The organism is Gleimia hominis, assembly GCF_002871945.2.
Classification (GTDB): domain Bacteria; phylum Actinomycetota; class Actinomycetes; order Actinomycetales; family Actinomycetaceae; genus Gleimia; species Gleimia hominis_A.
Genome location: NZ_CP126963.1, coordinates 1,793,014 through 1,819,007, shown reverse-complemented (window position 1 = coordinate 1,819,007; position 25,994 = coordinate 1,793,014). Strand labels below are relative to the sequence as shown.

Here is a 25,994-nt window from a genome sequence, read left to right as displayed (position 1 = left end):
CCCCCTGCATGCAACTAATCCGATCTACCAAGTGGTAACACACCTAACCTAAAAACAAGTATCAAAAAACCAATCTGCTTCTAATCCTACAAGCTGCACACCTCTAATCGCCTGACAACCCCCGTAAGTAGAGTTGTGACAGACCATTTTCGATTTTGTCGGTTATTTCCAATCTTTCACCGGTTGCTCGCCTCCATTTAATTGTTCTCTGCCCTATCCAACGGCGTTTGACTGCTTCGCGCACGACCCAACGCCGCCTCAATCAAACCTGCGAACAGGGGGTGGGGGCGGGTTGGGCGCGACTTAAACTCCGGGTGCCCCTGGGTTGCCACAAAAAACGGGTGATCCGCATACTCCACGAACTCCACCAGTGACCCATCCGGCGACGTACCACTAAACCGCAACCCCGACTCCCGTTCAATGCGCTCCCGATACGCATTATTCACCTCAAACCGGTGCCGATGCCGCTCCGTCACTTCCGTAGAACCATACGCACGGGCCACCACCGACCCCTCAGCTATCACCGCCGGGTACGCTCCCAAACGCATCGTCCCACCCAAATCAGCCTCACCACTCACAGCCGCCACCTGCTGCTGCATCGTCGCAATCACCGGCTCAGCCACCCCCTCATCAAACTCTGTTGAAGACGCCCCCTCAATCCCAGCTAAACGCGCCGCCTCAATCACCACGCACTGCAAACCCAAACAAATCCCCAAAAACGGCAGGCCATTCTCACGTGCAAACTTGACTGCGCCTAACTTACCTTCAATTCCCCGGGCACCAAACCCACCGGGCACAATCACCGCATCCAAACCCGCGAGCGCCGCCCGCGCACCCCTACTGGTCTCACAAGAATCCGCTGGCACCCACCGGATCCGCGCCCGCCGCCGATGCGCAAAACACGCGGCCCGCACCGCCTCTGCAACCGACAAATACGCGTCATGCAACTCCACGTACTTCCCCACAATCCCAACATTCACTTCCCCAACCGGGTGATGCACCGCCTCAAGCAAATCACGCCAACCACCCCACTCAACGTCTTGGAAAAGCAAGTTCAAGCGGCGGATAACAAACGTATCTAAATGCTCGTCGTACAACACTTTTGGAATATCGTAAATAGACGCGGCATCCGGGCAGGCAACCACCCCTTCTTCACTCACGTCACACATCAGCGCCACCTTTTTCTTCAACGCTTGAGGTAGTTGCCGGTCCGCGCGCAAAATCAACGCATCCGGAATAATCCCAATACTGCGCAGCGTCGCCACGGAATGCTGCGTGGGTTTGGTCTTCAACTCACCGCTTGGCGCTAAATACGGCACCAGAGAGGCGTGCAGAAAAAACGTGTTCTCGCGGCCAACCTCGCGGGGAATCTGCCGCACGGCCTCCAGGAATGGCTGCGATTCAATATCGCCGATCGTGCCCCCGATTTCGCAAATCACCACGTCCGGGGTATTTCCATCCTGGTCAGGCGCTGACATCGCGAGAATATGTTTCTTAATCTCATCGGTAATATGTGGTATCACCTGGATGGTGCGGCCCAGGTAGCCTCCGCGGCGTTCACGCGCAATCACGTCCGAATAGATCCGCCCCGTAGTCACATTCGATTCTTGAGTAAGGCAGCGGTCTAGGAACCGTTCGTAATGCCCCAAATCCAGGTCTGTTTCTGCCCCGTCTTCCGTGACGAACACTTCCCCATGTTCATACGGATTCATCGTCCCCGGATCGACATTCAAATAGGGGTCAAGTTTCTGCATGGTCACCTTCAACCCTCTTGCGATGAGGAGGTGGCCTAAACTGGCTGCCGACAGACCCTTCCCTAAAGAAGAGACAACCCCGCCGGTAACGAAAACGTACTTGGTGTCCGCGTGTGCGCTGGAGCGCGAAATCATATTACTCACGGACCTCCAGTTTACGGCAACGGTGATACCAAATAAAAGTTCCGTCCCATGAAATTTTCGTCACTATTCACGTGTTGGCTTGTAGCACAGTTTTCTGGCGCCTGCGAAAGGCGTGCTTTTGGTCAACTGCGGCCTAGTTGTGGCAGATCAGAGGTGCGGCCGCTTCCACCAGCGCCGACTTTGCAGCGGCGTGGCGGAAGCAGTGCAGCTTAGTGTTTTACCGGCGCTTCCGCTTACGTAAGAGCAGGCCACCGCCCAGCGTTAACAACGCTACAAGCGACACTAAACCAACACCCGCACCCGTAGCGGAGAGCCCGCCAGGCTTACCCTTCTGGGATTTTCCGCTGTGCCCCGGCTTGGTGTTGCCAGGTTTTGTGTCTCCTGGTTGCGTGTTGCCAGGCTTGGCGGTGCCAGGTTTAGACGGCGTGGGTTTACCCTGCTCAGGCTCGGTATTCCCTCCGTTACCGGTTTGCCCGCCAGAACCCGGATTCGCTTCCGCACCATTGCCCGGATCGCCAGGCGTGGTTTGCCCACCAGCTCCCGTGCCCGGCTGCTTTGGTTCCACTAGTCGCAACGCCAGAATGTGCGCGGCGTGCGCATACCCCTGCGTCTCTTCCCAGTTATTGGACTCCGACGGTGGTTCATCAATCACACCATCACCACCCACCAGCAACATCGGCATGCCCTTCATATCCTCAGAGAACGCCACCGCACGCCCAAAACGCGCGTGCTCCGCCGGGCTCGTGAGCGTTTGCACCGCGCCACCCAGATCCTCCAGCTTCGAAATCCCCTCAGGAACCTTCGCTGCATCCACCCGGTAAACCCGGCCACCTCCGGCTGCATTAGCTGCCCCAACCGCTAACTCGGCCGCAAGCAACTCATCCCCGGGACGGGCATCCAAGCTATAACCCAAACCAGCTTCGGCAGCGCCCGTAACAACCCGCACGTGCTTGTCCAACGCAGCTGGATCCGACGGAGCAAACACGCGTTTCGGCGCAGACGCACCAGAAATACCAGAACCGTCCGACGCACCAGATGCACCAGAGGTGCCAGAAGCATCGGACGCGCCCGACGAACCAGAAGTACCGGAATCACCCGGCTTGCCCGGTGCCTCATGGGAATCTTTAACCCCATAAACAATGGCGAAACCGCCGCTGCCAGTGTTCATGATCTCGCCGCCATCGAACCCGATCGCGAACTCGTCCGTGCCATCACCATCCAAGTCACCCAGATCGGCCACCGACGTTCCCGCACCGAGCCGCACGGAAACATCCGACTTCACCTCAAACTCATAACCCGCGTAACTACCAGCCAAATCAACCGACCGACCGGGCTTAGCTGCATTCTGCGCCACAGAAGTAGCACCAGCCGCGACAGAAGTAGCCCCAGCCGCAGCAGAATCTCCAGCCTGCGAACTCGCGTCATCACCAAGCGGCGCACCGTAAACCACCCAGGCTTTACCGGGCACAGTCCCCTCGGGTGACATGGCATTGAAATCCGTAACTACCCAGTCACGCACCCCATCACCATTCACGTCCCCCACTCGGGTGAACGAGTTCATCGTATGCCCATTTGGCATATCAATCCGCAACAACACCGAATTATTAGGCGCATACAAATCCGTCATATCAATTGATTTCTTATACGCCCCACCTTTAATGACAAATGCGGTGCCCGACGTCTTCTCATGCTGGCCCATCGCATACCGCGAATTCGCCACCACAAACCCAACATCGGCCTTACCATCGCCATCCACATCACCTACGCGAGTAATGTTAAACGCCGGCGAACCATCCGTCGGCAAATGAACCTCAAAGCCCTTCGCCGGGTCCAAATCACTCAAATCCACCCCACGCAGGCCCTTACCGCCGTACAAAACCCACACGCGACCCATCGTGTGCGACCCAACTACAATGTCATCTACCTTGTCACCATTCACATCACCCGCACACGCCACGGACAGGCCAATATTCGCGTCCACCGCCGGATCCTGCGTCTTCACCGGCCCGTTAATCTGTATTACTTCTTCCTGAGGTAAGGTGCCACCCGGTGCTTGCCCCGGGATAACCTGCAACTGCCCGGTTACGTTAAACACCCACCCCTTCGTTTCTGTGTCCGCGTAGTAGGGGTCGAACTTCCATTCCGAACGCACCGCAGTCGACGCCACAATGTCCGCCACACCATCGCCAGTTACATCACAGGCTCCACGGGCAATCGCCCCACCGAACCCAGAGGTAAACTCACCGAGCCAACTGCGTTTACCATCCTCATTAACCGGCTTCATCGCCGGCTGAGCTGTGGGATTAGCAGGCTGTGGCACCGACGGCTTCACAGTCTCAGAACCACCCGGTTTCTGCGCTTGCCGCGACATATCCACAGTCCACACATCCACTTTTCCCCGTGCGTCTGCCGTGTAAATCCCCGTGAGGTTATCGCTTCCTCTACGTGGAATCACCCCCACGTGCGTGCCATCGGTCGCATTCGCATCTTCAGTGGCTGCGAACCACGCCCACTGCCCACCAGGAATGTGGTCTACCCCCTGGCCCCGCACCCAGTCTTTCGTGAGCGCGTTTTGCGAAATCAAGAGCGCTCCCGCATGCTCATCGTTCACCGGCCGGCCCGCCAGCAACGCACCGGGCTGCCCGTAACCATCTACCCACGCAACAGAAATCCCGAACCGGCCCTTCACGTTCTGACGCAGCACGCTCCCTGCCCGCCGCCCACCAGAAACCACCAGGTCACCTTCCGTTTTCGTGAAGTCCACAGTGATTCGCGCGTTCCGTTCTTCCATATTCACGAGGGCCACCGCCCCCGCGTTATTCCACGCCCCCGGCGCCCCTACTGCCAAGTCGGTTCGCCCATCTTCGTTGAGGTCCCCGGTTGCCGCTAACGCCGCCCCAAACTCACTGCCGGGCGTCGCGGTGATTGCCTGCGCGTTTTCACTGAGGTCTACTTGTGCCTGCTTCAACTTTGGAGCGAACACTAACACCGTGTCTTTACTTGGAATACCTGCCGCGATGTTCGGCTTCCCATCAACTGCTGACGACACTTCCGCGAGCGCCTTTACTTCTCCGGGGGCCACAAACTCACTATCGGGCTGCAAACTCAGGCCAGACTGGTTTCCCTGCGCGGATGCTTCCTTTCTGGAACGCTTCTGCTCCTCGCGCGGCAGCACGTCTTTCGGTTCAATGGCCTGCGGCTGTTTTCCGCGCGATAAGCTACCTAGTTTTTGCGCGTCGTAAATTCTGATTTTCGTCCCCATGGCGACTGCGAGCAATGGTTTACCCAGCGGCGAAGTGGTTGCCGTAAGTGCAGTTACTTCACCGGGCAGTTTAATCTTGACAACGGCCGAGTCCTCAGCTGTCCCTTCACCACCAGTGCGGTCATCAGTTTTATCGCCTGTCTGGATTTCTGCTTGTTCACCCGCTTGCTTTTCTGCTTGTGCGAAAACTTGCGGCTGCAAGAGTACCAACTCATTACCTGCAGCAACAGCCACCGGCACTGCCTGCGTATTCTTAGGAGTCGCAACTTCATCTTTACTCAATTTCGCACTAGACACACACGTGACCAACGGAGTGTTTTGCTTTCCGGCAGACAGCGGCAAGACAACTTTACGCACCCCGGTTTCCTCAGCAATATTTTTAGAGACCTCTTCACCCGGGTCGCCGTAGGGAATGTGGTCCACTACCGACAGGATATTAGAGTTTGCGAAAATCATGTCCGGCTTACCGTCACCTGTAACGTCACAGCTGGGGGAAGCGAACGCGCCCCCATCCACGTACGCCACGCGGTCTGTTTTCCGCACCACGTCACCATAACGCCCAGTTTTATCACCCGACCACTTCGGGTCGTTTGAATCGTTGTCCGTAGCTTCCCCAGGTTTCTCACCCGCATTAGGAGCCGCAGATTTCAACGCAAAGTTCGGTTTGGTCGCGGCCAAACTTGTGGCTCCAGGAGCCGCGAACGTTGCGCACAGTGCGATGATGGGAATCCCAGCGGCCAGTGTGCACCAACGCTTCTTCCCACTGAGGTTAGTTTTATTAATCATTTTCCACCTTCAGGTCAACTAGGTAAGGCTCACCTAATTTACCTGAATTGTGGAGAAAACCTAAATACTCAATCCATTAAGACAAACCGCCACAGAAGAGCAGTTACCGCACACAAATCGCATTCACTTCTTTGCGAATAACTAGCCGGTGATCGCAAACCGGGGTCCTCATTGGAAAAACTCAGCAGTCGTCGCAAACAATTGGCGCCTCATTGTAAAAATCTTTTGCAATTAGGTTTGTAATGAGGGCCTACTGGATATCTAACCGGCCTCCACCGTAACGGTAATGACGCGTGAACACGATAAGTAAATACAAGACCAAAGCCAACAACGCCACCGCTTAAACGAGCGAATTAAATTCTTGGTAGTTTGGGTTTTTACCTAGACTTTTACCTTGTTTTCTATTATTTATAACGACTTGTGTTGTTGCCAGTATTCATCTTCGATTTCTTCTGGTATGTGGTAATCGAGACCCGCATGTAGGCGGCCTGGTTCGGACGCAAAAGAAGCCGAGGCTGCTTTCATCAGCTCGTTCGTGGCCCTCAACTGCTAAACCGCGGGGCGCAGAGCCGCGTTCTCGGCAATCAAATCTGCCTGTTCCCGTTTCAGCCCGCCGCTTTTACTAGCCGCCTGGACCCTGGCCGTATACCAATAGCCTCCAGCTTCAAAGCGATGGCCTTATCCGCGACCTGGAACGAAAGAAAACCAAAACCACTTCAAAAACCCCTACCTTGTTTACCCCATCGATACGCCACCAAGCCCACAAACCCCAACCAACCCCTCCCACACCTTCAAACGGGAAGAGCCTCTAAAAAGACATTACTCGGCTTTCGATCGTCGCCATTTTAAAGTCTGCGCTAAGTACGTTATGCCACAGACTATTGCACAAATCATTAGAGGCGCAGCAACCCACCATTTCCCAAACCAGGAAATATTGGCAGATATAGATGCGCTTAATAAACAGATAACACCAATAATAAATAGTTTCTCATCAGGTTTCTTTGTCATTGAGATCACCAAGCTGTGTTAGTCAGAAAAACAACCAGTAACAACACCTTCAACAGAGAAGAACTCGAGAAGCAAGTTGAAGGCTTGTCCTCCACCGTTAACTGCGACTGCTTCGCTAGCTTCAGCTATTGCTTGAGACCGGCTAAGGTTTTTATCATTACGTGCAATTTTATATGCCTTAACAGCCGTTTGAGCTACAGCTTTCGCGCCGCCAGCTGCTTTGATAACAGTCTTTAGTTTTGCAACTTTTGAAAACACAAAAATATTTGCCGCAAGTGCTTTTGTTATCCCCCATGCACATGCTCCTATGCTGGCACGGGATTGGCCAACAAAAAGATTTTTACTCTTCCACTGCTCGAATGCTTGCTCATTTTCTAATGCGTTTTCTGGAATGGATTCGATAATCTTAAACGCCATCTCAAGTTCGTTCTCATTCAACTCACCGAAACTGTCAGTATTTGAAGTATGACCAACGTGCGAGTTTTGAGTTTGCGTCTGTGCAGCAACAACAGATCCCATGCTTGCAATAGATAGCGCGCCAGCTGTTAGAAAGGCAGTCAAGGAATAGAAGATGTTTTTCTTGGTTTTCATAATGTTTTTCCTTGTGTTTCATTCCAAATAATTTGGTTATTCCTGGGAAAGCATCCACGCTCAACCTTCAAAACGTGTGTCGGCAACACAATAGAACCCGTACACGGCTCCCTCATGCTTTGCAGGGCTTTATGGTCTGATACTGCTACGTGCATTGTACCGATCAGTCCGGTACATCTCTTGAGTTATGCCCTAAAAATTAACATACCCTTTAGAGTACCTCAACAGAAAAGCCTTATCATTCACTGAAGAACCGAAATTCCCCACTGGTTATACACCGACGAAACCACTTGCCCGGCACCGCGGGGGATGGCGCGGTCACATCCGAAAATAGATCAATATGCCACGAGAGTTCTAGGCTCAAAGTAACCGCATCACACGCGGCTTGCAATGACACTCCCTAGGCAAGAATGCGGTCTTCCACCAAACAAATCACACGGTCTTTCACTTCTTTATGAAACCTTTTTCGGCATAACCCAAATATTCCCATCTACTTAAACGGAAGAAAATGGGAACACTTCAATACCCCTGACCTCATTAACAATGAGGATCTAGCGGATGTCTAACCTACCTCCACCGTGACGGTACGGGCGCGTAAACACGATAAGGCAGTATAAAACCAGCGCCAACAACGCTACCGCACCGGCGGCCAGCATCATCCCACGAAAACCCAGTGGATCCACCAAAGCACCCAGCACAGCCGGCGAGATTCCAGTCCCCATATCCACAATCAGAAAGAACGAGGACACGGCCAGACCAGACCGCGCCACCCCCACTCGATCGACTGATATTGCCTGACCAGCTGAAACGATCGTGGCGTACCCCATGCCAAGAAATGCCGCGCCAACTAACAATACCAGCGGTGAATGCGCCAGTGCGGTTAAACAAATCCCAGCTATTGTGGAAATAATGAGGGGAATAACTACAATGTCGTCACCCTTACGATCTTGAATAATTCCCCCAAGTGGGCGGGCAACTAAAATCACCACACCGTACACTAAGAAATACCACTGGCCTGCAGACACCAACCCAATCTGACGTGAATACGCATCCATAAATGTCAACGCCGCACCGAACGCAAACGCACACATCGCAACAATCGTTGCGATCGGCACCGCTCTAAGATCAAAATAACTACCAAAATCTAGCCAGTGCGAACGCGCCACGCGCCGAGGACGTTTCCGCTCACGCCCCTCCTCAGCCTCAATAATGCGTGCCACGGCATGTGACGTGGTTTCCACAACCCCATCTTTCACATCTAAATGTCGGGCCGCTAACAGGCACATCACCCACGCTAAAACCGCCATTGCGAACACGAAAATGAACACTAGAGTCTGCCCATGCTCAGAGTTATAAAACAGCATTCCCAAAAACGGTGCAAGCCCCGTAGCTAAAGACAAACCCGTGGTGAACCAGCCTGAACCTTCCGCCCTGCGCGACGCCGGCACCTTCATCATCACCGCGCCCGACAGCGCGGTCTGCACCATGCCGTACAAAAACCCGTGCGCAATCCGGATAAGCACCGTAACAGGTAGTGACACCGCCACAAAATACAAGCCGGCCGCCACCATATTCAACGACACCGACCACACAATAATGCGTTTAAACCCCACGGTTTGCGTAAGCTTACCCCCCACAATCCGTGATGCCATCGCCCCCAGCACGAACACGGAGTTCACCAGACCCGCACTCGTATTAGACGCCGCGAACTGCGAAATAGCGAACGAAGCCATCGTTGCCATGGTCATAAAGAACCCCATGGCCACCCCAAAGTTAGCGACGGTGAGCATCGTGAACACCGGGGTCCACAACTTGGGTTTAGATCTAGAGTTTTCAGGCATTAACGGCTCAGGCTCTCCCTTTCTCGCTCAAACTTGGACAACACTCACCTCAACACCGGCCTCGCGCAATTGTTCCACCACGGTGCTGGGCGTGTGCTGGTCGGTGATTATCGTGTCGAAGTCGGTAGTTGGCCCCACTTTGTACAGCGCAGATTTAGCGAACTTTGATGAGTCTACCACCAGCACTTTTTTACGCGCCGCCGCGATCATAGCGCGTTTCACCCGCGCCACATTCTGATTCGGGTGGTACACCCACTGGGCGGAAAGCGCGGTAGCGGACATTATGCACACGTCAATGCGTAACTGGTTCACCGCCGCTTCCGCTAAATCCCCAAAATAAGACTCCGCCCACGCCTCATACTCCCCACCCGTCAAAATCAGCCGCACACCCTGCATTGCCCGCACTTTGCTAGCAACGAATTCTGCGTTCGTCACCACGGTTATAGGCGCGTAGTCCGGTAAATATTTCAACAGGGGAATATTCGATGAGGAATCGTCCATAACCACGGAACAACCCGGGCTTAGGAACTGCCGAGCCTGTGCCGCTAAAGCCCCTTTCACCCGCGGGTTAATCGCCACCCGCACGTGCGCCGCCGCCTCTGTTAAAGACGTTTCTGCGGGCACCACTTCCCCCCGGTTCAGTGACACCAATTGGCTGCGTTCCAACTGCGCTACATCCCGGTACACCGTCATTGTGGACACGCCCAGCAAGCGAGCGAGCTGATCCACGTGAGTCGCCCCCGCCTGCACCACGTGATCCATAATTGCCCGGCGCCTAGACTTCGGGTCCTTCCCACCCGCATGACCATCTGCTGTGCTAGCGTGCAGCCCACCCGCATGACCATCTGCTGTGCTAGCGTGCAGCCCACCCGCATGAGTATCTGCCACCCTAGGGTCCACCTCACCAGTGCGCACAGAAGTGGGAGAGTCCTTCTTATTCTTACGCACGGGGCAGTACCGCCTGCGCCACCACGTCTTTAACGGGCTCAGTGGTTTCCTCATTGAGAATACTCACCACCGCGTTCAAAAGAGGCAGCTCATCTGCGATATCCGCCGCATGCTGACGCACAAACTTGATCGCCAGCCCCGCCGCCGGTACTCCCTCAACGGTCTGTTCCAAACGGTCCATTTCCGCAAGTGCCTGCGCTGGGTTCTCACCCCGCCCCAACCTCACGCCATAAACCTTATTGCGCCCAGACAGGCCCGTGACCTCCAAGTCACCCACGCCAGGCAAACCAAACGCGGTTTGCGGCTTCGCGCCCTGCGACTGGCCCAGCAGCGACATTTCCTTAACCGCCTGCGTAAACGTTGCGGCCTTCAAGTTGTGGTGCGGCACGCCCGTGGCTTCCTCCAGGCCATCTGCAATCCCAAGTGCGATCGCGTAAACATTCTTCATGGGCGCGCAAATCTCTACCCCCACCTCATCATCCGTATGCTCAATCGCATAGTTTTGGGTGGCAGCCGCCTGCGCATACTTCTTCGACACCGCACCATCAAGACAACCAAAAATAGTGGCCGTGGGTTTACGGCCCGCACACTCGTTCGCCTTCACTGGCCCTGCGATCGCCACAATCGGCGGGAGCTCGTTGTAACCGTTTTCTTGCGCAATCCTGCGAATCGCAACGGGAAGCTGCTCAACAGTTCCATCCGGGGCCTCACAGAACCCTTTCGACGTCATCCATAGCGCATCCGCTTTCGCAATTCCCGCGAGCGCCAGCTCCGTCACTTTCGGCACGCCCACTGACGCCACGGACATCACCACCACGTTCGCACCCTCCAGGGCCTCTTCCAACTGGTTCGAACGGTACAGGTGCACGCCCTGTGCAAGAGGTTCTTTGGTGCGCGGATGTGGTTTACCCTGCTCCACCGCGTCCAGGAGGTGATCGTCCAACCACGTTCCCCACAGACGCACTTCCCACCCGGCGTCCACCACCGGGGTGCAAAGCGCGGATCCCATAGCCCCAGCACCTAGTACGGTTATGACTGTCATTGTTCCTCCTTATAGTTCCGCAGCGGGCGATTCCGGCCGCGTAGACGGGTACTTCTCTGCCAGTTGATGTAAGTGTTCAAACGTGTCTTTTAGTTTCGGGTACAGTTCCCGCTGCACGCTCGCTATTTCTTGGTAGCGTTCATGCAGCTTGAGGTCCGGTTCCACGGTATCGCCGTAACGCGCCATCTGTTTAGCTGCGCGAGCCACATCGTCATCGCCAAAAGCATGCACTCCCGCCATCGCGAGCACGGCGGCGCCGAGCGCGGAAATCTCCTCTTCCGCACACACCCGCACGGGCAGGCCCGTGCAGTCCGCCATAATTTGGCGCCACAGCGCAGACTTGGTACCTCCACCCATTGCGCGCAGGCCCCGCAGTGTGACACCGGTTCCTGCTTCTACCGCGTCCAGGTTCAACCGCATCTCAAACCCGATGGATTCCAATATTGAGCGGTACATGTGTGCGCGCGAATGAGTGCCGCGCCACCCCACCACGGCGCCGCGCGCCACGGAATCCCAGTACGGGGATTGCACCGCATTCCAATACGGTAGCGTCACCAACCCTTCGGCCCCCGGGGGTATGTTTGCTGCCGCTCGGTCCAGAGCCGGATCGGGTTCGCCCAGTAGTTTCGGATCCCCAAGAGCCTGCCGGAACCAGCCGGCCAAGTACGATCCGGATGACTGCAGGACCTCAAACACGTAATTACCTGGAATGCCCGACACGTGGGTGCGGAACACGGAATCGTACTTATATTCTGGGCTTTCCACGCCCGCGTTCACCGCTGTGCCAAGGTTTAAGAATCCCACTTCCGGTTCGACTGCTGCCGCCCCTATTCCCGCGGCCTGCCCGTCGCCTAGACCCGCGATCACCGGGATTTCACCGATTCCCCATTCGTTTGCTAATTCCGGTTTCAGGCGCGCCATTTCATGCGACGGCTCCACCAGGTCTGCCATCTGCTCGCGATCCACCCCTGCAATTTCAAGCAGTTCGGGTGCCCAGTCGCGCCGTTTAATGTCGAATAGCCCGAGGGAATCTGCAGCTGCTTGCGAAGTTACCCACTGTCCGGTGAGGTTCCACGTGATGTAACCGTGTACTTCCACCACTTTGTGGGCTTTTTCGAAAACCTCCGGTTCGTTTTGTTTTACCCACGCCATCTTGTAAATCGCGGGCGTAACCCCAGCGGGTTTACCCGAAAGCTCGTGAATATGCGCGTTGCCGTACTGTCGGATCTGATTAGTGGCGCGGCCATCTAACCACAAGATCCCTTTCCGTAGGGGCCGACCATTCGCATCGAACGGAGCGAACGATTCGCGCTGGTGCGTGATCCCGATTGCAGCTACGCGCTGCCGGTTACGGCGAGAGAGTTTCGCAAGTACCTCACCAATAACCGCGTGCGTGGTTTCCCACCACCTAATTGGATTGTGTTCGTACTGGTCCATCGCGGGCGTGTGAAGCTGAATGTTCCGCCGCGCCGTGTACCAAACGTTGCCGCCCACGTCGACAATAATTGCTTTAGTGGACGTGGTGGATGAGTCGATAGCCACGACCAGTGGCCCGCTGCGCATCCGGTTAGTTGGGCTAGACATGTTGCCTCGCATTCTTCGTTGAATGGTGAACTCTGAACACGTACAACCATAACCCGATTCATAACAGAAAACAACATGTTTCCTGTTGTTTTTCACAGCTATTTGTTTCAGCTGGGTGGGTGAGAAGTTTTCAGCGACTTCATATGCGAATCTACACCTGAACCGAGCCCATCAGTATACGGTTCAGCAACAATTGAATTCATACAGTTCTCTCAATCTTTTACACATGCATATCTAGGCAGTTATTTTTTGCCTGGCGAACCTGCGTCAGTGTAGACATTTACGTAAGTATTAGCCGGAAACAACAGCAGTAACATCATTGTTACTACCATACTTAAACTTCTCATCACCGCGCAGGTTTCGAGCAGACGTTTGCACACTACCTCATGCACAATTTCTTAAATATTTGACCAAATTGCGTGAAATAAACCCGTATGGGCCAAAAGTCCCCTATAGTTCTTCTATAAGCGTGTGCGCTGAGGCACATGCAGTTACCCGTTGGTGCGTAACCTCTCTCCACGCACACTTCGATAGTTGTTCGTGTTGTCAATGCCCATCTCAATGAAAGGAGTTCCCCAATGAGTAGCCCTAAGATCCCTAAAGACTCACCGATCTCAGCTGGATCGCAATCAAATAAAGACGAAACAATAATGCCTCCTGGTCGCCCATGGATCCGTCACCTCGGTGGCCTCGTAGGTGGCGTAATCGCAGCAATAATCATCTACCTCATCTTCCCCAAACACCTGTCCCCCGAACTCGCGTCTACGCTCGCGGAAAATGACGTAGAAACCAGCGGCAACATAATCGCAATGACAGCCGCTGTTGCAGTGCTCATGGGGATTTGGTGGATGACAGAAGCAATCCCCCTCGCCGCAACCGCGCTGGTACCAGTCACCATCTTCCCCATCCTCGGGGTGGCAACCTTCAAAGAAGCCGGCTCCCCCTACGCCTCATCAACCATCTTCCTATTCATGGGTGGGTTCTTCCTCGCCCTCGCGATGCAACGATGGAACTTCCACCGGCGGCTCGCGCTAAACATCGTCCTCCTAGTCGGAACTAAACCCAAACGGTTAATCCTAGGATTCATGATCGCATCCGGATTCCTCACCATGTGGGTATCCAACACAGCTACAGCCGTCATGATGCTCCCAATCGGCATTTCCGTACTCACCACAGTGGGACACGTAAAAACTGACGGGGGTAAACCGATCGTCTCGAAGTTTGGGACCGCACTAATGCTCGGAATCGCCTACTCCTCCTCAATCGCGTCCCTATCGACCCTGATCGGTACACCACCGAACGCCCTGCTGCGCGGCTACATGATGGACACGCACCACGTGACCCTAAACTTCGGTAAATGGATGCTGTTCGCCGCCCCCATGGCCTGGATCTTCCTGATCGTCGCCTGGCAAGTACTGATCCGCCTATACAAACCCGAGATCGAAGAAATCCCCGGTGGGAAACAACTAATCCGCGGTGAGCTAGAAAAAATGGGGCCCATGAGTTCGCAAGAAAAAACCGTGTGCGCCATATTTATTTGCGCTGCACTCGCCTGGATCATCATTCCAACCATCTGGCCAGATGGGCCCATTAGCGACGCGACTATCGCGATGGTACTCGCCTTAGTTTTGTTCATCACTCCCGCAAAACCCAATGAGGGAGTAGCGATTCTGGATTGGAACACCGCTAAGAAAATCCCCTGGGACGTGCTCCTCCTGTTCGGCGGCGGCCTATCCCTATCCGCAGTATTTGGAATCTCCGGGCTCTCCCTATGGATCGGTAACCTAGCGAAAGACCTCTCTGGCCTACCGATCGTGGTGATCATTATCTGCGTGACAGTACTCGTGCTCGCCCTAACAGAAATGACGTCAAACACCGCTACCGCAGCGGCATTCCTACCGATCCTCGGGGCAGTTGCTGTGGGCATGGGCATCGACGTGCAACTACTCGTAATCCCCGTGGCCCTGGCTGCCACCACCGCGTTCATGCTTCCCGTAGCCACCCCGCCCAACGCGATTGCCTACGGATCCGGCTACATAACTATTGGGCAAATGGTTAAAGCCGGTATCTGGCTAAACATAATCGGCGTCATCTTCATAACCGTGTGGACCCTAACGTTCGGACCCATGATCCTCGGCATAACCATATAACCCAACCGTCCACAGACCTAACAGAACTCGGGGCCGCGCCACACCAGCGCGACCCCGAGATTTGTACTGAAATAAAAATCCTCGAGCAATTAGTTCTGAAGTTACGTTAAGTAAGTTACGTTAAGTACTAGCTGCCGCTGTGAAACCGCAGGTATGCTGGTTATATGACAGACCATAAGTGCGGCGAGAATCTCCTACGCCTTCAACTCGTACGGGAGAAGTTTATGACTGTGCTTAAAGATAATGGCATGTACGATCCAGCAGTGTTTGGGTCTTCCGCTCGACAAGAAGATTCAGACCAATCTGATCTGGATATTGTAGTGTCAACAGATAAGCCTTTAGGGTTTTTTTCCCTAGCCGTCGTACAAGAAAAATTATCCAACCTTGTTGGCGTACCCGTCGACCTGGTCTATAGACAATCTTTGCTCCCTGATGTTTCGAAACAAATTGAACAAGAATCTATTGCAATATGAAGAAAAACAATCTTGATCTTAATTGAGGAAGCAAGACAATTGGGCAGCGATACGGGGAATGCGAAATCGAATTGTTCACGCTTATACCGGTGTTGACCACACAATAGTTAAGGCTACCGTAAGTAATGATCTTCCAATTCTGGAGCAGTCATTGAAGAAAGCGAAAACCAGACTTGATGAAAGTCCGCAAGACTAACCTCGGGGCCGCGCCACACCAGCGCGGCCCCGAGAACCTAGAGGTTCCCAGCACCTCAAGAAGAAAAAACTACAGCATGCACGACACGCAATCATCCACCTGCGTGCCCTGCAACGCTAACTGGCGGATACGCATGTAATACATGGTCTTAATTCCCTTGCGCCACGCGTAAATGTAGTTCCGGTTCAAATCCCGAGTGGAAACCGTGTCCGGGTAGAACAAGGTTAGTGACAAGCCCTGATCAACATGCTGCGTCGCCACCGCGTACGTGTCAATGATCTTCTTCGGACCAATCTCGTACGCATCCTGGTAGTACTCCAAATTGTCGTTAGTCATGTACGGCGCCGGGTAGTAAACGCGCCCGATCTTACCTTCCTTACGGATCTCAATCTTCGACACAATCGGATGAATCGAAGACGTCGAATTATTAATGTAACTAATCGACCCAGTTGGGGGCACCGCCTGCAGATTCTGGTGATACATCCCGCCCTCACGAATATCAGCTGCTAACTGACGCCAATCCTCCTGCGTTGGAATGTAAATCGTGGACGCATCCAAAAGCTCCCGGACCTTATCCGTCTGCGGCTCCCACACCCCCTCAATGTACTTCTCGAAATACTCACCGGAATAGTACTTTGAATCCTCAAACCCAACAAACGACTCCCCACGCTCACGCGCAATCTTATTCGACGCCCGCAACGCCTGGTAAGCCACCGCGTAAAAATACATGTTCGTGAAGTCCAATGCCTCTTCACTACCGTAAAACACGCCTTCACGCGCCAAGTAACCATGCAGGTTCATCTGCCCCAACCCGATCGCGTGCGACATCGCGTTCCCCCGCTCAATCGACGGAACCGACGCGATATTCGACAAATCAGAAACAGATGTTAAACCCCGGATTGCCGTCTCAACCGTACCCGCGAAATCCGGTGAATCCATAGTCTTCGCAATATTGAGCGACCCCAAGTTACACGAAATGTCCTTACCCACATGCGAGTAAGTCAGATCCTCATTAAACTCCGAAGCCTCCGACACCTGCAAAATCTCAGAACACAAGTTAGACATCGTGATCCGACCCTTAATCGGATTCGCCCGATTCACCGTATCCTCAAACACAATGTACGGGTAACCAGACTCAAACTGGATCTCCGCGATCGTCTGGAAGAACTTCCGCGCATCCACCTTCTTCTTATGAATCCGCTTATCATCCACCATCTCCCGGTACTTCTCCGTAACCGAAATCTCCGTGAACGGCACCCCGTACACCCGCTCCACATCATAGGGGCTGAACAGGTACATCGGTTCCTTATTACGCGCCAACTCAAACGTAATATCCGGAATCACCACGCCAAGAGACAGCGATTTAATCCGAATCTTCTCGTCCGCATTCTCCCGCTTAGTATCCAAAAAACCCATGATGTCCGGGTGGTGCGCATTCAAATACACCGCACCCGCACCCTGGCGGGCACCCAACTGGTTCGCGTAACTGAACGAATCCTCCAGCAGCTTCATCACCGGAATAACCCCGGAAGACTGGTTCTCAATCTTCTTAATCGGCGCACCCGACTCACGCAAGTTAGACAGGTTCAATGCCACTCCACCGCCGCGTTTAGACAACTGCAAAGCCGAGTTAATTGCCCGGGCAATCGACTCCATATTGTCTTCAATCCGCAGCAAGAAACACGACACCAACTCGCCACGCGCCTTCTTACCCGCATTCAAAAAAGTAGGTGTCGCAGGTTGGAACCGCCCATCGATAATCTCATCCACCAAACGCTGCGCCAAGGCCTCATCACCCCGCGCTAAATACAGGGCCACAATCGTCACCCTGTCCTCGTAACGCTCCAGGTAACGCTTGCCATCAAACGTCTTCAACGTGTACGAAGTGTAATACTTGTAAGCCCCCAAGAACGTGGGGAACCGGAACTTCTTCCCATACGCCCGCTTGTAGAGGGACTTCACGAAGTCGAATGAGTACTGCTCCAAAACCTCAGGTTCGTAGTAGCCTTCTTCCACCAAATAATCTAGCTTTTCCTTCAAATTGTGGAAAAACACGGTGTTCTGGTTAACGTGCTGCAAAAAGTACTGACGTGCCGCCTTGCGGTCCGCGTCGAACTGAATGTTCCCATCCTTGTCATACAGGTTCAGCTGAGCGTTCAGCGAATGGTAATCCAACTCCGGCGGCAGTGACGTCTCTAGACCCGTATCCGTTAAATTGTTTGCCAAAACTCTTCCAATCCTTTGCGGACCACATCCACGTCCCGTGGTGTGCCCAGTAGTTCAAACCGATACATGTGCGGGACGTTCAACTTCTTAGCAATAATGTCCCCCGCCAGACAATACGCTTTACCAAAATTTGAATTCCCACCTGTGATCACGCCGCGGCACAAATCTCGGTTCTCTTTCACATTCAAGAACTTAATCACCTGCTTCGGCACAGCGCCCCCCACGTTGCCACCCCCATAGGTAGGTACGACCAGCACGTACGGTTCATCCACGTACAAGAACGGGTCGCGGGGACGCAGCGGAATTCGTTTCGCTTCAAAACCGAGCTTATCCACAAAACGTTTCGTGTTTTCCGTTACCGAAGAAAAATAAACGACATGCACCACTTTCGGGTTGACCTCACCTATAAAACTAAATGACTTCTGTGTATTCTGCGCGGCTGCACTATTCGCGTGGCCCGCCTTACCTGGCTGCCGTGGCTAGTGCGCTTAGTGGGTTTAGTTCGCTACCGCGAGTTCTTTCGCCATTTTCTTAATGAGGTCCGGCCGGTATCCCGCCCACTGCTGGTCGCCAGCCACCACCACGGGTGCCTGCGCAAACCCCAGGGAAGTCACGTACTCGTACGCCTGCTGGTCAACAGTGATGTCAACTGTTTTGTACTCCAGTTTTTGGCGGTTCAACGCCCGCTTCGTAGCATCGCACTGTACGCACATGGGTTTACTGTAAACCGTGATCATTCTGGCCCTTCCGGTTGGTCCGCATCCCTTTTTGGAATGCGTTCTTGAATCTCGCTTGGTGAAAAATCCTACGGTGTAAACACTACACTTAGTGGTTGAGTTTCGCACTACCCACTAAATAGCGTGTTTCTCACAGTTTTCCGCCCACACGTAGTTTTGCGCATTTTAACGCGCTTTCACACGCCTTCGCGCGCTATTAGCCTGAGGGAAAACCGTGGACACCCACTGCCTGCACTAGCATTCCACCACGTTTACCGCTAGCCCCCCGACCGAGGTTTCTTTGTACCGCGAATGCATGTCCTGCCCGGTTTGCCACATCGTTTCAATCGCCGCATCCAGTGGCACCGTGTGCCGACCGTCCCCCCACAGAGCCATGCGGGCCGCGTTAATCGCTTTCACCGCCGCTATAGCGTTGCGTTCAATACATGGGATCTGCACTAGGCCCCCAACCGGGTCGCACGTCATGCCCAGCGAATGCTCCATCGCGATCTCCGCCGCGTTCTCCACCTGCATCGGGGTACCACCCAGTGCCTGCGCAAGCCCAGCAGCGGCCATCGCGGAAGCCGAACCAACCTCGCCTTGACACCCCACTTCCGCGCCCGCGATCGACGCATTCGTCTTAATCAACCCGCCGATCGCGGTGGCTGCCAACAAGAAGTCACGCCTACCCCGCACCGGGTCGGCCTGTCCCTCAGGGCAAAAATGCAGCAAATACCCCAAAACCGCGGGAATCACCCCAGCCGCCCCATTCGTTGGCGCGGTAACCACTCGGTGACCGGCCGCGTTCTCTTCATTCACCGCGAGCGCATACAGGTTCACCCAATCCATTGCCCGCAGCGGATCCGCGTTCGTCCCCACCCACGCGCGTGCGTCGCAGGCAGCGGGCTGGTCACTGGTGCGGTCTTGCAGGTTCGCAAACAGTTTCGAAGCTCGGCGAGCCACGTTCAACCCACCCGGCAGCACCCCCTGGGTGGTGCAGCCCGCTTCTATGCACTGCGCCATTGCCGCCTCAACCGCGTCCAGGTAGTTGTCCAGTTCCGCGTGGGAGTGCGCTACCTCTTCGTTTGCCCGCACCAGCTGCGCGATCGACAGGCCCGCTTGTTCGCACCGGTCCAGTAGTTCACGCGCGGTTGCGAACGGGTAGGGCGCGGCAATTTCGTGGGTTAGTTTCGCGTCGTCAGTTACCAGCGCGGCCACATCCGGGTGGGTTGGGTCGTCTGATTCGTCAACCATCACGAACCCACCGCCGATTGAATAGTAGGTTTTAACTACGCTACCGCCTTCATACTCCGCCGTGAGGGTGAGGGCATTCGCGTGGTACGGCAGTGTCGTAAGGGGGCGGAACACAATGCTTTCCCTGGTGAACGGCACGTCCTGTCCGTTAACACGCAAGCGTTCTTGCTTCGCCACCCGCTCATCAATCCCAGCCACCACTTCGGCTGGCACTGTGGCGGGTTCATAACCTTCCAACCCCATCATTACCGCGCGGTCTGTGGAGTGACCACGACCCGTAGCACCCAGCGACCCAAACAGGTCGACCCTCAGGCGGGTAGGGTGGATGCGTTTTTTCTGGAGGTTCCGTGCAAACGCGGCTGCCGCCAACATGGGCCCCACGGTGTGTGAAGACGAAGGGCCGATTCCGATGGTGAACATGTCGAACACCGAAAGGGGTCTGGGCGTCGTTTTCGCCTCCATCTCACCAGCCATCATCGCGGCTGGGGATGCCCCGTGTGTTTTCTGGATTGAAACCATACTTTCCCCTTCAGGTTCCTCTTGCGAAGCAGCTCAGCACTCACGCACGTACAGTTATATGCCAAACGATACGCGTTTAGCCGCTGATTTACCCGCCGGATCTTACCCGCGCAGCACCAGCCGGATCTTACCCCGCCGCCCCGCTGGCCAACCGGTGTCTCCCACAGCACCCGCCGCCCCTGCCGCCAACAGGTGTCCCCAGTCGGCAACGCGTGTCCCACACCAGCAGTTGCAGTGAGCAAAAGAGGGGCTGTAACCTCAAGCAAATACTGTGGAACAATGTGAGCATGACGACTAGCCCGAATCTGAATCCTGACTCCACTTTTAACAACGATTTTGAAGCTACGTTTAAAACCGCTGGTTCTGATGCGGCCCGCCCGCAGATAGTGATTGCTACTGCCATGCCTATGGAAGCTGCTCCTTTTCTGGAGGTCCTTGCTGCCCAGGAGGGGTTTAAGCAAACTAGGGAGGCTGGGTTAGACATGGCGGTCGGCACCATCGCCGGCAAGCGGGTTGTGGTGGTGACGACGGGCATCGGGTTGGTTAACGCCGCGTATGCCGCCACGATTATGTGCACGCGTTACCGCCCGCAGTTTTACCTGTGTGCGGGCACTACCGGCGGGTTGGCGGCAAGCACGCGGGTGCGGGACGTCTGCGCGGGTACGGACTACACGTATTCGCGGGCAGACGCAACCATGTTCGACTACGAACCCGGGCAAGTACCCGGCATGCCCGCCACGTATCCGGCGGGTGAAACCCTGTTGGCAGCGGCGCATAGTTTGGAGGTACCCGGGTTAACGTTTGGGCAAGTGGCATCTTCTGACGCGTTTATAACCACAGAAACCGTGGAGAATATGCGCACCACCTTCCCCCGCGCCATCGGTGCGGACATGGAAAGCACCGCCGCCGCCCAAGTGTGCGCAAAAACAGGTGTGGAATTCTTATCCATACGCGGCGTATCGGACCTGTGCGGCCCACAAGCTGGGGAAGACTTCCACGTTGACGGGTCCGAAGCCGCCCAAGTGTCCGCGAACGCGGTTCAAGCCCTCCTGCGGGCTCTTCCGTAACCAAGCCTGCTGCAACGAGTAGGTTTAGTGGTTCATTTATGAGGTCTTGCGAGCCCGGTTATTGTGAGGCCTTGCATGCGCGGTTACTGACCCAAAGATGGGGTTTCAAAGCGGGTTTGGAACGCGCCGGCAGCGAGGTCGCGCAAGCCCGTCCAGTTGAACCCAGGCCAGCCGTGAATGCGTTCTAGCCACTCGGCGGGAATCGCAGCAAGTCCCCACGCGGCCCCAAGCACCGCGCCGGTTAATGCCGCCACAGTGGCACTATCCCCACCGGCACGCACCGCCGCTTCAACCCCCACTTGCACGGGGTTGAGCCGTGGGTTGCGTTCAGATTCTTCGACTGCAACCGCGAGCGCCGCATGCATCCCCGCAAGCGCATCCAACGCAGACAACCCGGCTCCCCGCACTCCCCCACCAATCGCCTCTTGAATCAAGGGCCGCTCCAGTTCCGACACCAGTGAACTCGCCAGATGCGGGCGGATCCGAGCCACCGGCTGGTCTTTCACCGAGTGGATTGCCTCAAAAATAAGGGCACTCAAATACCCCGCTGCCGCCACCGTGTGTGGATGCGCAGAAGTAAGACGAGCCACCGACTCCGCCGCGACCGCAGCCTGCCCCACGTTCGTGGCTGCCAACGCGGACAAACCCGAATGCAAAATCAGGTTGTCAGCAAACCGCTCCCGCACCCGCTGCCCTTCGAACCGCTTGTTCGCCAGCTGCGTCAACCCCCCGGTTTCTAAGGTTATTCCCCCGGTTTCGCCTACCCCACCGGTCTCGGCTGTTAGTTCCCCCGCGTCCACTGCGGCCGACAAGAGGGTTTGCACCCCCGAGGGTAAGTCTCGTTCGCCTGCCTTAAACCAAGCGAGCATACGGGTGGACAACTTGTGCAGCCCCGCGGGAGTGGAAAGGCCCGCGGGGGTGGCTTGCGCAGCTGGTGTATACGGAGCGGAAAAACCCGCCTCGTCTTGCGCAACCTCCAGCACTAAAACCGCTAGTTCAACCGGTTCACCCCAGCGGCCCGAACGCATGCGAACGGGCTCGTCATCACGCGGTGGCTGGCGCAGCGACCACGGACTTGCCAACGCGGAACCGCACGCCGCACCCACCGCGGCACCCACCGCCCTCATGAGCCGGTCAGAACTACCCCGCGGCACCAAAACCCCAGGCAAACTCACGATGCGAAAACTCCAAGTAAACTAACGGGATAAAACCCCAGGTGGATTAACGGCACAAAACCGCAGGCAGAACCAGTGGGGTTAAACCCAAGCTTGGGCAAGTACCTCGTAGGAACGCCGCCGCAAAGTCGGATCCCACACGTTCGTCACCACCATCAACTCATCCGCTTCCACATCGGCCGCGAACGCCTCCAACTGATCCACCACCTGCTCGGGCGCACCCGTAATATACGTCGGATCCACCCCGCCGGGCGCATCCTTTGGAACCGGACGGTCCTGCACCACCCAGTCCTCACGCGGGGGCGCCAACTTATCTAACCGCCCGTGAATCAACCCAGACTGCGCCTGCAGCTGCGTGGTCATCAAATAGTCCGCTTCCTGCTTCGTAGGCGCCACCACCACGTTAACCGCCGGCATCAAATACGGAGCAGCACCGGGCGTGCCCGCAGCCTGCGCGTCAAAATACGCCCGGTACGTCTGCGCCGCCGGCTTCAACAACTTCGGCGCAAAATGCGACGCAAACGAATACGGCAAACCAAGCGCCGCCGCGACCTGCGCCCCACCCAAAGACGAACCCAACATCCACAGCGGCACCTGCGTGCCCTCACCGGGAATCGCCCGCACCTTCCGGTGCACCACCCGCGGATTAGCCTGCACCCCCAGCACCGCGGCCTCCGCGCCAGACAACCCCTCATCGGAATCATCAGGAACCGGACCCAAATACGCACGCAACTGCGCAACCGAATCTGCAAAATCATTCAAATCCGCAGACGACCGGTGAAGCGCCCGCGCCGTCACCGGATCCGTCCCTGGCGCGCGCCCCAAACCCAAATCAATCCGATCACCATAAATAGTGGCAAGCGTCCCGTAGTACTCCGCCACCATGAGCGGCGTGTGATTCGGCAACATCACGCCCCCGGCACCCACCCGGATCGTGGACGTGTGCTCCGCCGCGCGCGTCAACAACAACGACGTCGCAGACGACATGAACGTGCGCGAACCGTGATGCTCCGCCATCCAGTAACGCCGGTACCCACACTGCTCCGCCAGCTGCACCAGCTCCAACGAATCATCCAGCGCGTTCTTGCGGGTACGCCCCTGCGACGTTGGTGACAAATCAAGTATTGAAATGGGGATCCGCGTTGACATTTACCATCACCTCACCGGCAATTCTAACCGAAAGCAAACCCGCGGGGCTATCGCGGCCCCACTACAACTACCCGGGGTTACACCCGCAAGCGCGCAGCAGCAACCATCGACAATTAACTGCAACTACCCGCAGCCGATTGCGCAAACCAATGGTTAGTTGCGGAAACCGTGGTTAGTTGCCCAAACCGTGGTTAGTTACGGAAACCGTGCACGGGCGCGGGAAGCCGCCCACCTCTTTCCACCAGGGTTTGCGAAGAAAACTTGGACACCGAGATAACCGGCGCGCGGCCCAGCAAGCCACCGAACTCCACAACGTCCCCCACCTGCGCACCCGGCACCGCAATCAGCCGCGCCGCCGTCGTCTTGTGGTTCATAATTCCAATCGCGGCCTCATCCGCAATCATGCCCGCGAGGGTCTGCCCCGAAGTGTCACCCGGCAGTGCGATCATGTCGAACCCAACCGAGCAGATCGACGTCATCGCCTCCAACTTATCTAAAGTAATAGCCCCCGCCTGGACCGCCTCAATCATCCCAATATCTTCCGACACGGGAATGAACGAGCCCGACAAACCACCCACGTGAGAGCACGCCATCAAACCACCCTTCTTAACCGCGTCGTTCAACAGTGCCAACGCGGCGGTAGTGCCGGGTGCCCCCACTCGCTGCACCCCAATTTCCTCAAGGATTCGGGCAACTGAATCCCCCACTTCCGCGGTGGGGGCAAGCGATAAGTCCACAATCCCAAACCGCACCCCCAAGCGCTGCGCAACCATGCGGCCCACCAGCTGGCCCACGCGCGTGATCTTAAACGCCGCCTTCTTAACTTCCGCGGCCACCACGTCAAAGGACTCACCACGCACTTTTTCGAGGGCACGCTTCACCACCCCGGGGCCAGAAACCCCAACGGAAATCACGGCATCAGGCTCCTCCACCCCGTGGAACGCACCTGCCATAAATGGGTTATCCCCCACCGCGTTCGCGAACACCACCAGTTTTGCCGCGCCTAAACCCGACTGGTCCGCCGTCTTAACCGCCGCCTGCTTCATCACCTCACCCATGCGAGCCACCGCCGACATGTTGATCCCCGCACGCGAAGACCCCACATTCACCGACCCGCACACCACCTGCGTTTGCGCCAACGCATCTGGCAAAGAGTCCATCAGTACCTCATCGGAATGGGAAGCGCCCTTTTCAACCAGTGCCGAAAACCCACCGATGAAATCCACTCCCACTTCCCGTGCCACAGCATCAAGCGTCTGCGCAAACGGAACGTAATCATCCACCCCGCTCGCGGCCGCTACCAGCGCAATTGGGGTAACCGAGATGCGTTTGTTAATAATCGGCACCCCGATCTCCGCTTCCACCTCCCGAGCGACACTCACCAGGTCTTTCGCCTGCGTAGTGATCCGTCCATAAATCCGCTCCCGCGCCCGCTGCGGGTCCGCATCCGCACAATCCAGCAGGTTAATGCCCATCGTGACAGTGCGGATATCCAGTTTGTCTTCCTCGATCATCTGGATAGTTTCGAGGATATTCTGTGCCGTATCCATATTTACAACCGGTGCATTTCGTCGAACAACTGCGCGGCCTGCAGGCGGATCTGCAGTTTCTGCTGCTGCGCCACCTCATTCATATCCGCTTGCAGCTGAGTGATTGGAACCTCATTATTATCGAACTCCAAATGCATGATCATCGTAAAGTAACCATCCATCAAAGTTTGCGAAACGTTCAGAATATTCGCCTGCCGCTTAGCAACCGCGCTGGCGACAGCCGCCACAATCCCCGTGTGGTCCACGCCCGTAACCGTCATAATCGCTTTCATACATCCAATACTGCCAGAAACTGCAAAATCGTCAGTAACCACATTCGGACCGTTTTCATGAGGGCAGTTGGTACAACTAAGCCGCCAGTAACCACGAAGGTGCCTGTGACCGTGAGCGTGGGGAACACCACGCTCGGGGTGATTTGCGTTTGCCCCCTGCGTTTCGATAGGCTTGCAAAGCCTTAAAGCTCGGGTGGCGGAATTGGTAGACGCGCACGGTTCAGGTCCGTGTGCCCTTACAGGCATGGGGGTTCGAGTCCCCCCTCGAGCACCAGTACTTGTGTTTC

19 protein-coding genes and 1 tRNA gene are annotated in these 25,994 nt (G+C 55.7%); 5 read left to right on the top strand and 15 right to left on the bottom strand.

The window, feature by feature from the left end:
- Positions 1-197 precede the first annotated feature (197 nt).
- The 7 genes from CJ187_RS07970 to CJ187_RS07940 all read right to left on the bottom strand — a co-directional run bounded on the left by CJ187_RS07970 (position 198) and on the right by CJ187_RS07940 (position 12,960).
- Positions 198-1,889 carry a CTP synthase gene (locus tag CJ187_RS07970; protein WP_102217038.1) on the bottom strand — a complete coding sequence of 564 codons (1,692 nt, stop codon included), beginning with the start codon at positions 1,887-1,889 and terminating at the stop codon, positions 198-200.
- 226 nt (positions 1,890-2,115) lie between these two features.
- Positions 2,116-5,946, bottom strand: coding sequence for an FG-GAP repeat protein (locus CJ187_RS07965; RefSeq protein WP_102217037.1), 3,831 nt, complete (start codon positions 5,944-5,946; stop codon positions 2,116-2,118).
- 1,026 nt (positions 5,947-6,972) lie between these two features.
- A complete protein-coding gene (locus CJ187_RS07960) occupies positions 6,973-7,545 on the bottom strand; it encodes a hypothetical protein (RefSeq protein ID WP_102217036.1) in 573 nt (190 codons plus the stop codon).
- A 551-nt stretch (positions 7,546-8,096) separates the two neighbouring features.
- Positions 8,097-9,386 (bottom strand): MFS transporter, encoded by a 1,290-nt coding sequence (locus tag CJ187_RS07955; protein ID WP_102217035.1) that lies wholly within the window; start codon positions 9,384-9,386, stop codon positions 8,097-8,099.
- 27 nt (positions 9,387-9,413) lie between these two features.
- Positions 9,414-10,274, bottom strand: a complete 861-nt coding sequence (locus tag CJ187_RS07950) for a DeoR/GlpR family DNA-binding transcription regulator (RefSeq protein ID WP_233187389.1) — start codon at positions 10,272-10,274, stop codon at positions 9,414-9,416.
- 52 nt (positions 10,275-10,326) lie between these two features.
- Positions 10,327-11,376: an NAD(P)H-dependent glycerol-3-phosphate dehydrogenase gene (locus CJ187_RS07945; RefSeq protein WP_102217034.1), complete on the bottom strand. Its 1,050-nt coding sequence runs from the start codon at positions 11,374-11,376 to the stop codon at positions 10,327-10,329.
- Between the two features lie 9 nt (positions 11,377-11,385).
- Positions 11,386-12,960 (bottom strand): xylulokinase, encoded by a 1,575-nt coding sequence (locus CJ187_RS07940; protein ID WP_102217033.1) that lies wholly within the window; start codon positions 12,958-12,960, stop codon positions 11,386-11,388.
- 578 nt (positions 12,961-13,538) lie between these two features.
- On the opposite strand from CJ187_RS07940, the gene CJ187_RS07935 reads away from it, so the two are divergent.
- The 3 genes from CJ187_RS07935 to CJ187_RS09440 all read left to right on the top strand — a co-directional run bounded on the left by CJ187_RS07935 (position 13,539) and on the right by CJ187_RS09440 (position 15,779).
- Positions 13,539-15,110 (top strand): SLC13 family permease, encoded by a 1,572-nt coding sequence (locus CJ187_RS07935; RefSeq protein ID WP_102217032.1) that lies wholly within the window; start codon positions 13,539-13,541, stop codon positions 15,108-15,110.
- 224 nt (positions 15,111-15,334) lie between these two features.
- Positions 15,335-15,583, top strand: a complete 249-nt coding sequence (locus CJ187_RS07930) for a nucleotidyltransferase family protein (protein WP_158237756.1) — start codon at positions 15,335-15,337, stop codon at positions 15,581-15,583.
- 22 nt (positions 15,584-15,605) lie between these two features.
- Positions 15,606-15,779 carry a HepT-like ribonuclease domain-containing protein gene (locus CJ187_RS09440; RefSeq protein WP_350223579.1) on the top strand — a complete coding sequence of 58 codons (174 nt, stop codon included), beginning with the start codon at positions 15,606-15,608 and terminating at the stop codon, positions 15,777-15,779.
- Between the two features lie 69 nt (positions 15,780-15,848).
- Here CJ187_RS09440 and nrdE read toward each other — a convergent pair whose 3' ends face one another.
- The 4 genes from nrdE to CJ187_RS07910 all read right to left on the bottom strand — a co-directional run bounded on the left by nrdE (position 15,849) and on the right by CJ187_RS07910 (position 20,494).
- Positions 15,849-18,005 carry a class 1b ribonucleoside-diphosphate reductase subunit alpha gene (gene nrdE / locus CJ187_RS07925; RefSeq protein ID WP_102217029.1) on the bottom strand — a complete coding sequence of 719 codons (2,157 nt, stop codon included), beginning with the start codon at positions 18,003-18,005 and terminating at the stop codon, positions 15,849-15,851.
- A complete protein-coding gene (gene nrdI / locus CJ187_RS07920) occupies positions 17,990-18,391 on the bottom strand; it encodes a class Ib ribonucleoside-diphosphate reductase assembly flavoprotein NrdI (protein ID WP_102217028.1) in 402 nt (133 codons plus the stop codon). Before nrdI ends, nrdE begins: the two co-directional genes overlap by 16 nt.
- Before the next feature lie 111 nt (positions 18,392-18,502).
- A complete protein-coding gene (nrdH, locus tag CJ187_RS07915; RefSeq protein ID WP_102217027.1) occupies positions 18,503-18,742 on the bottom strand; it encodes a glutaredoxin-like protein NrdH in 240 nt (79 codons plus the stop codon).
- Between the two features lie 234 nt (positions 18,743-18,976).
- Positions 18,977-20,494, bottom strand: coding sequence for an L-serine ammonia-lyase (locus CJ187_RS07910; protein WP_102217026.1), 1,518 nt, complete (start codon positions 20,492-20,494; stop codon positions 18,977-18,979).
- 287 nt (positions 20,495-20,781) lie between these two features.
- Here CJ187_RS07910 and mtnN point away from each other — a divergent pair, with 287 nt between their 5' ends.
- Positions 20,782-21,561 (top strand): 5'-methylthioadenosine/S-adenosylhomocysteine nucleosidase, encoded by a 780-nt coding sequence (gene mtnN, locus CJ187_RS07905; RefSeq protein WP_102217025.1) that lies wholly within the window; start codon positions 20,782-20,784, stop codon positions 21,559-21,561.
- A gap of 83 nt (positions 21,562-21,644) precedes the next feature.
- Here mtnN and CJ187_RS07900 read toward each other — a convergent pair whose 3' ends face one another.
- The 4 genes from CJ187_RS07900 to CJ187_RS07885 all read right to left on the bottom strand — a co-directional run bounded on the left by CJ187_RS07900 (position 21,645) and on the right by CJ187_RS07885 (position 25,707).
- Positions 21,645-22,736: an ADP-ribosylglycohydrolase family protein gene (locus CJ187_RS07900; RefSeq protein ID WP_146003115.1), complete on the bottom strand. Its 1,092-nt coding sequence runs from the start codon at positions 22,734-22,736 to the stop codon at positions 21,645-21,647.
- 81 nt (positions 22,737-22,817) lie between these two features.
- Entirely contained in the window at positions 22,818-23,885 is a 1,068-nt protein-coding gene (locus tag CJ187_RS07895) for an LLM class flavin-dependent oxidoreductase (protein WP_102217023.1), read from the bottom strand.
- Positions 23,886-24,076: 191 nt separating this feature from the next.
- Positions 24,077-25,435, bottom strand: coding sequence for a PFL family protein (locus CJ187_RS07890; RefSeq protein WP_102217022.1), 1,359 nt, complete (start codon positions 25,433-25,435; stop codon positions 24,077-24,079).
- A 2-nt stretch (positions 25,436-25,437) separates the two neighbouring features.
- A complete protein-coding gene (locus tag CJ187_RS07885; RefSeq protein ID WP_102217082.1) occupies positions 25,438-25,707 on the bottom strand; it encodes an ACT domain-containing protein in 270 nt (89 codons plus the stop codon).
- A 187-nt stretch (positions 25,708-25,894) separates the two neighbouring features.
- On the opposite strand from CJ187_RS07885, the gene CJ187_RS07880 reads away from it, so the two are divergent.
- A tRNA-Leu gene (locus CJ187_RS07880) sits at positions 25,895-25,981 on the top strand.
- Positions 25,982-25,994: the final 13 nt, after the last annotated feature.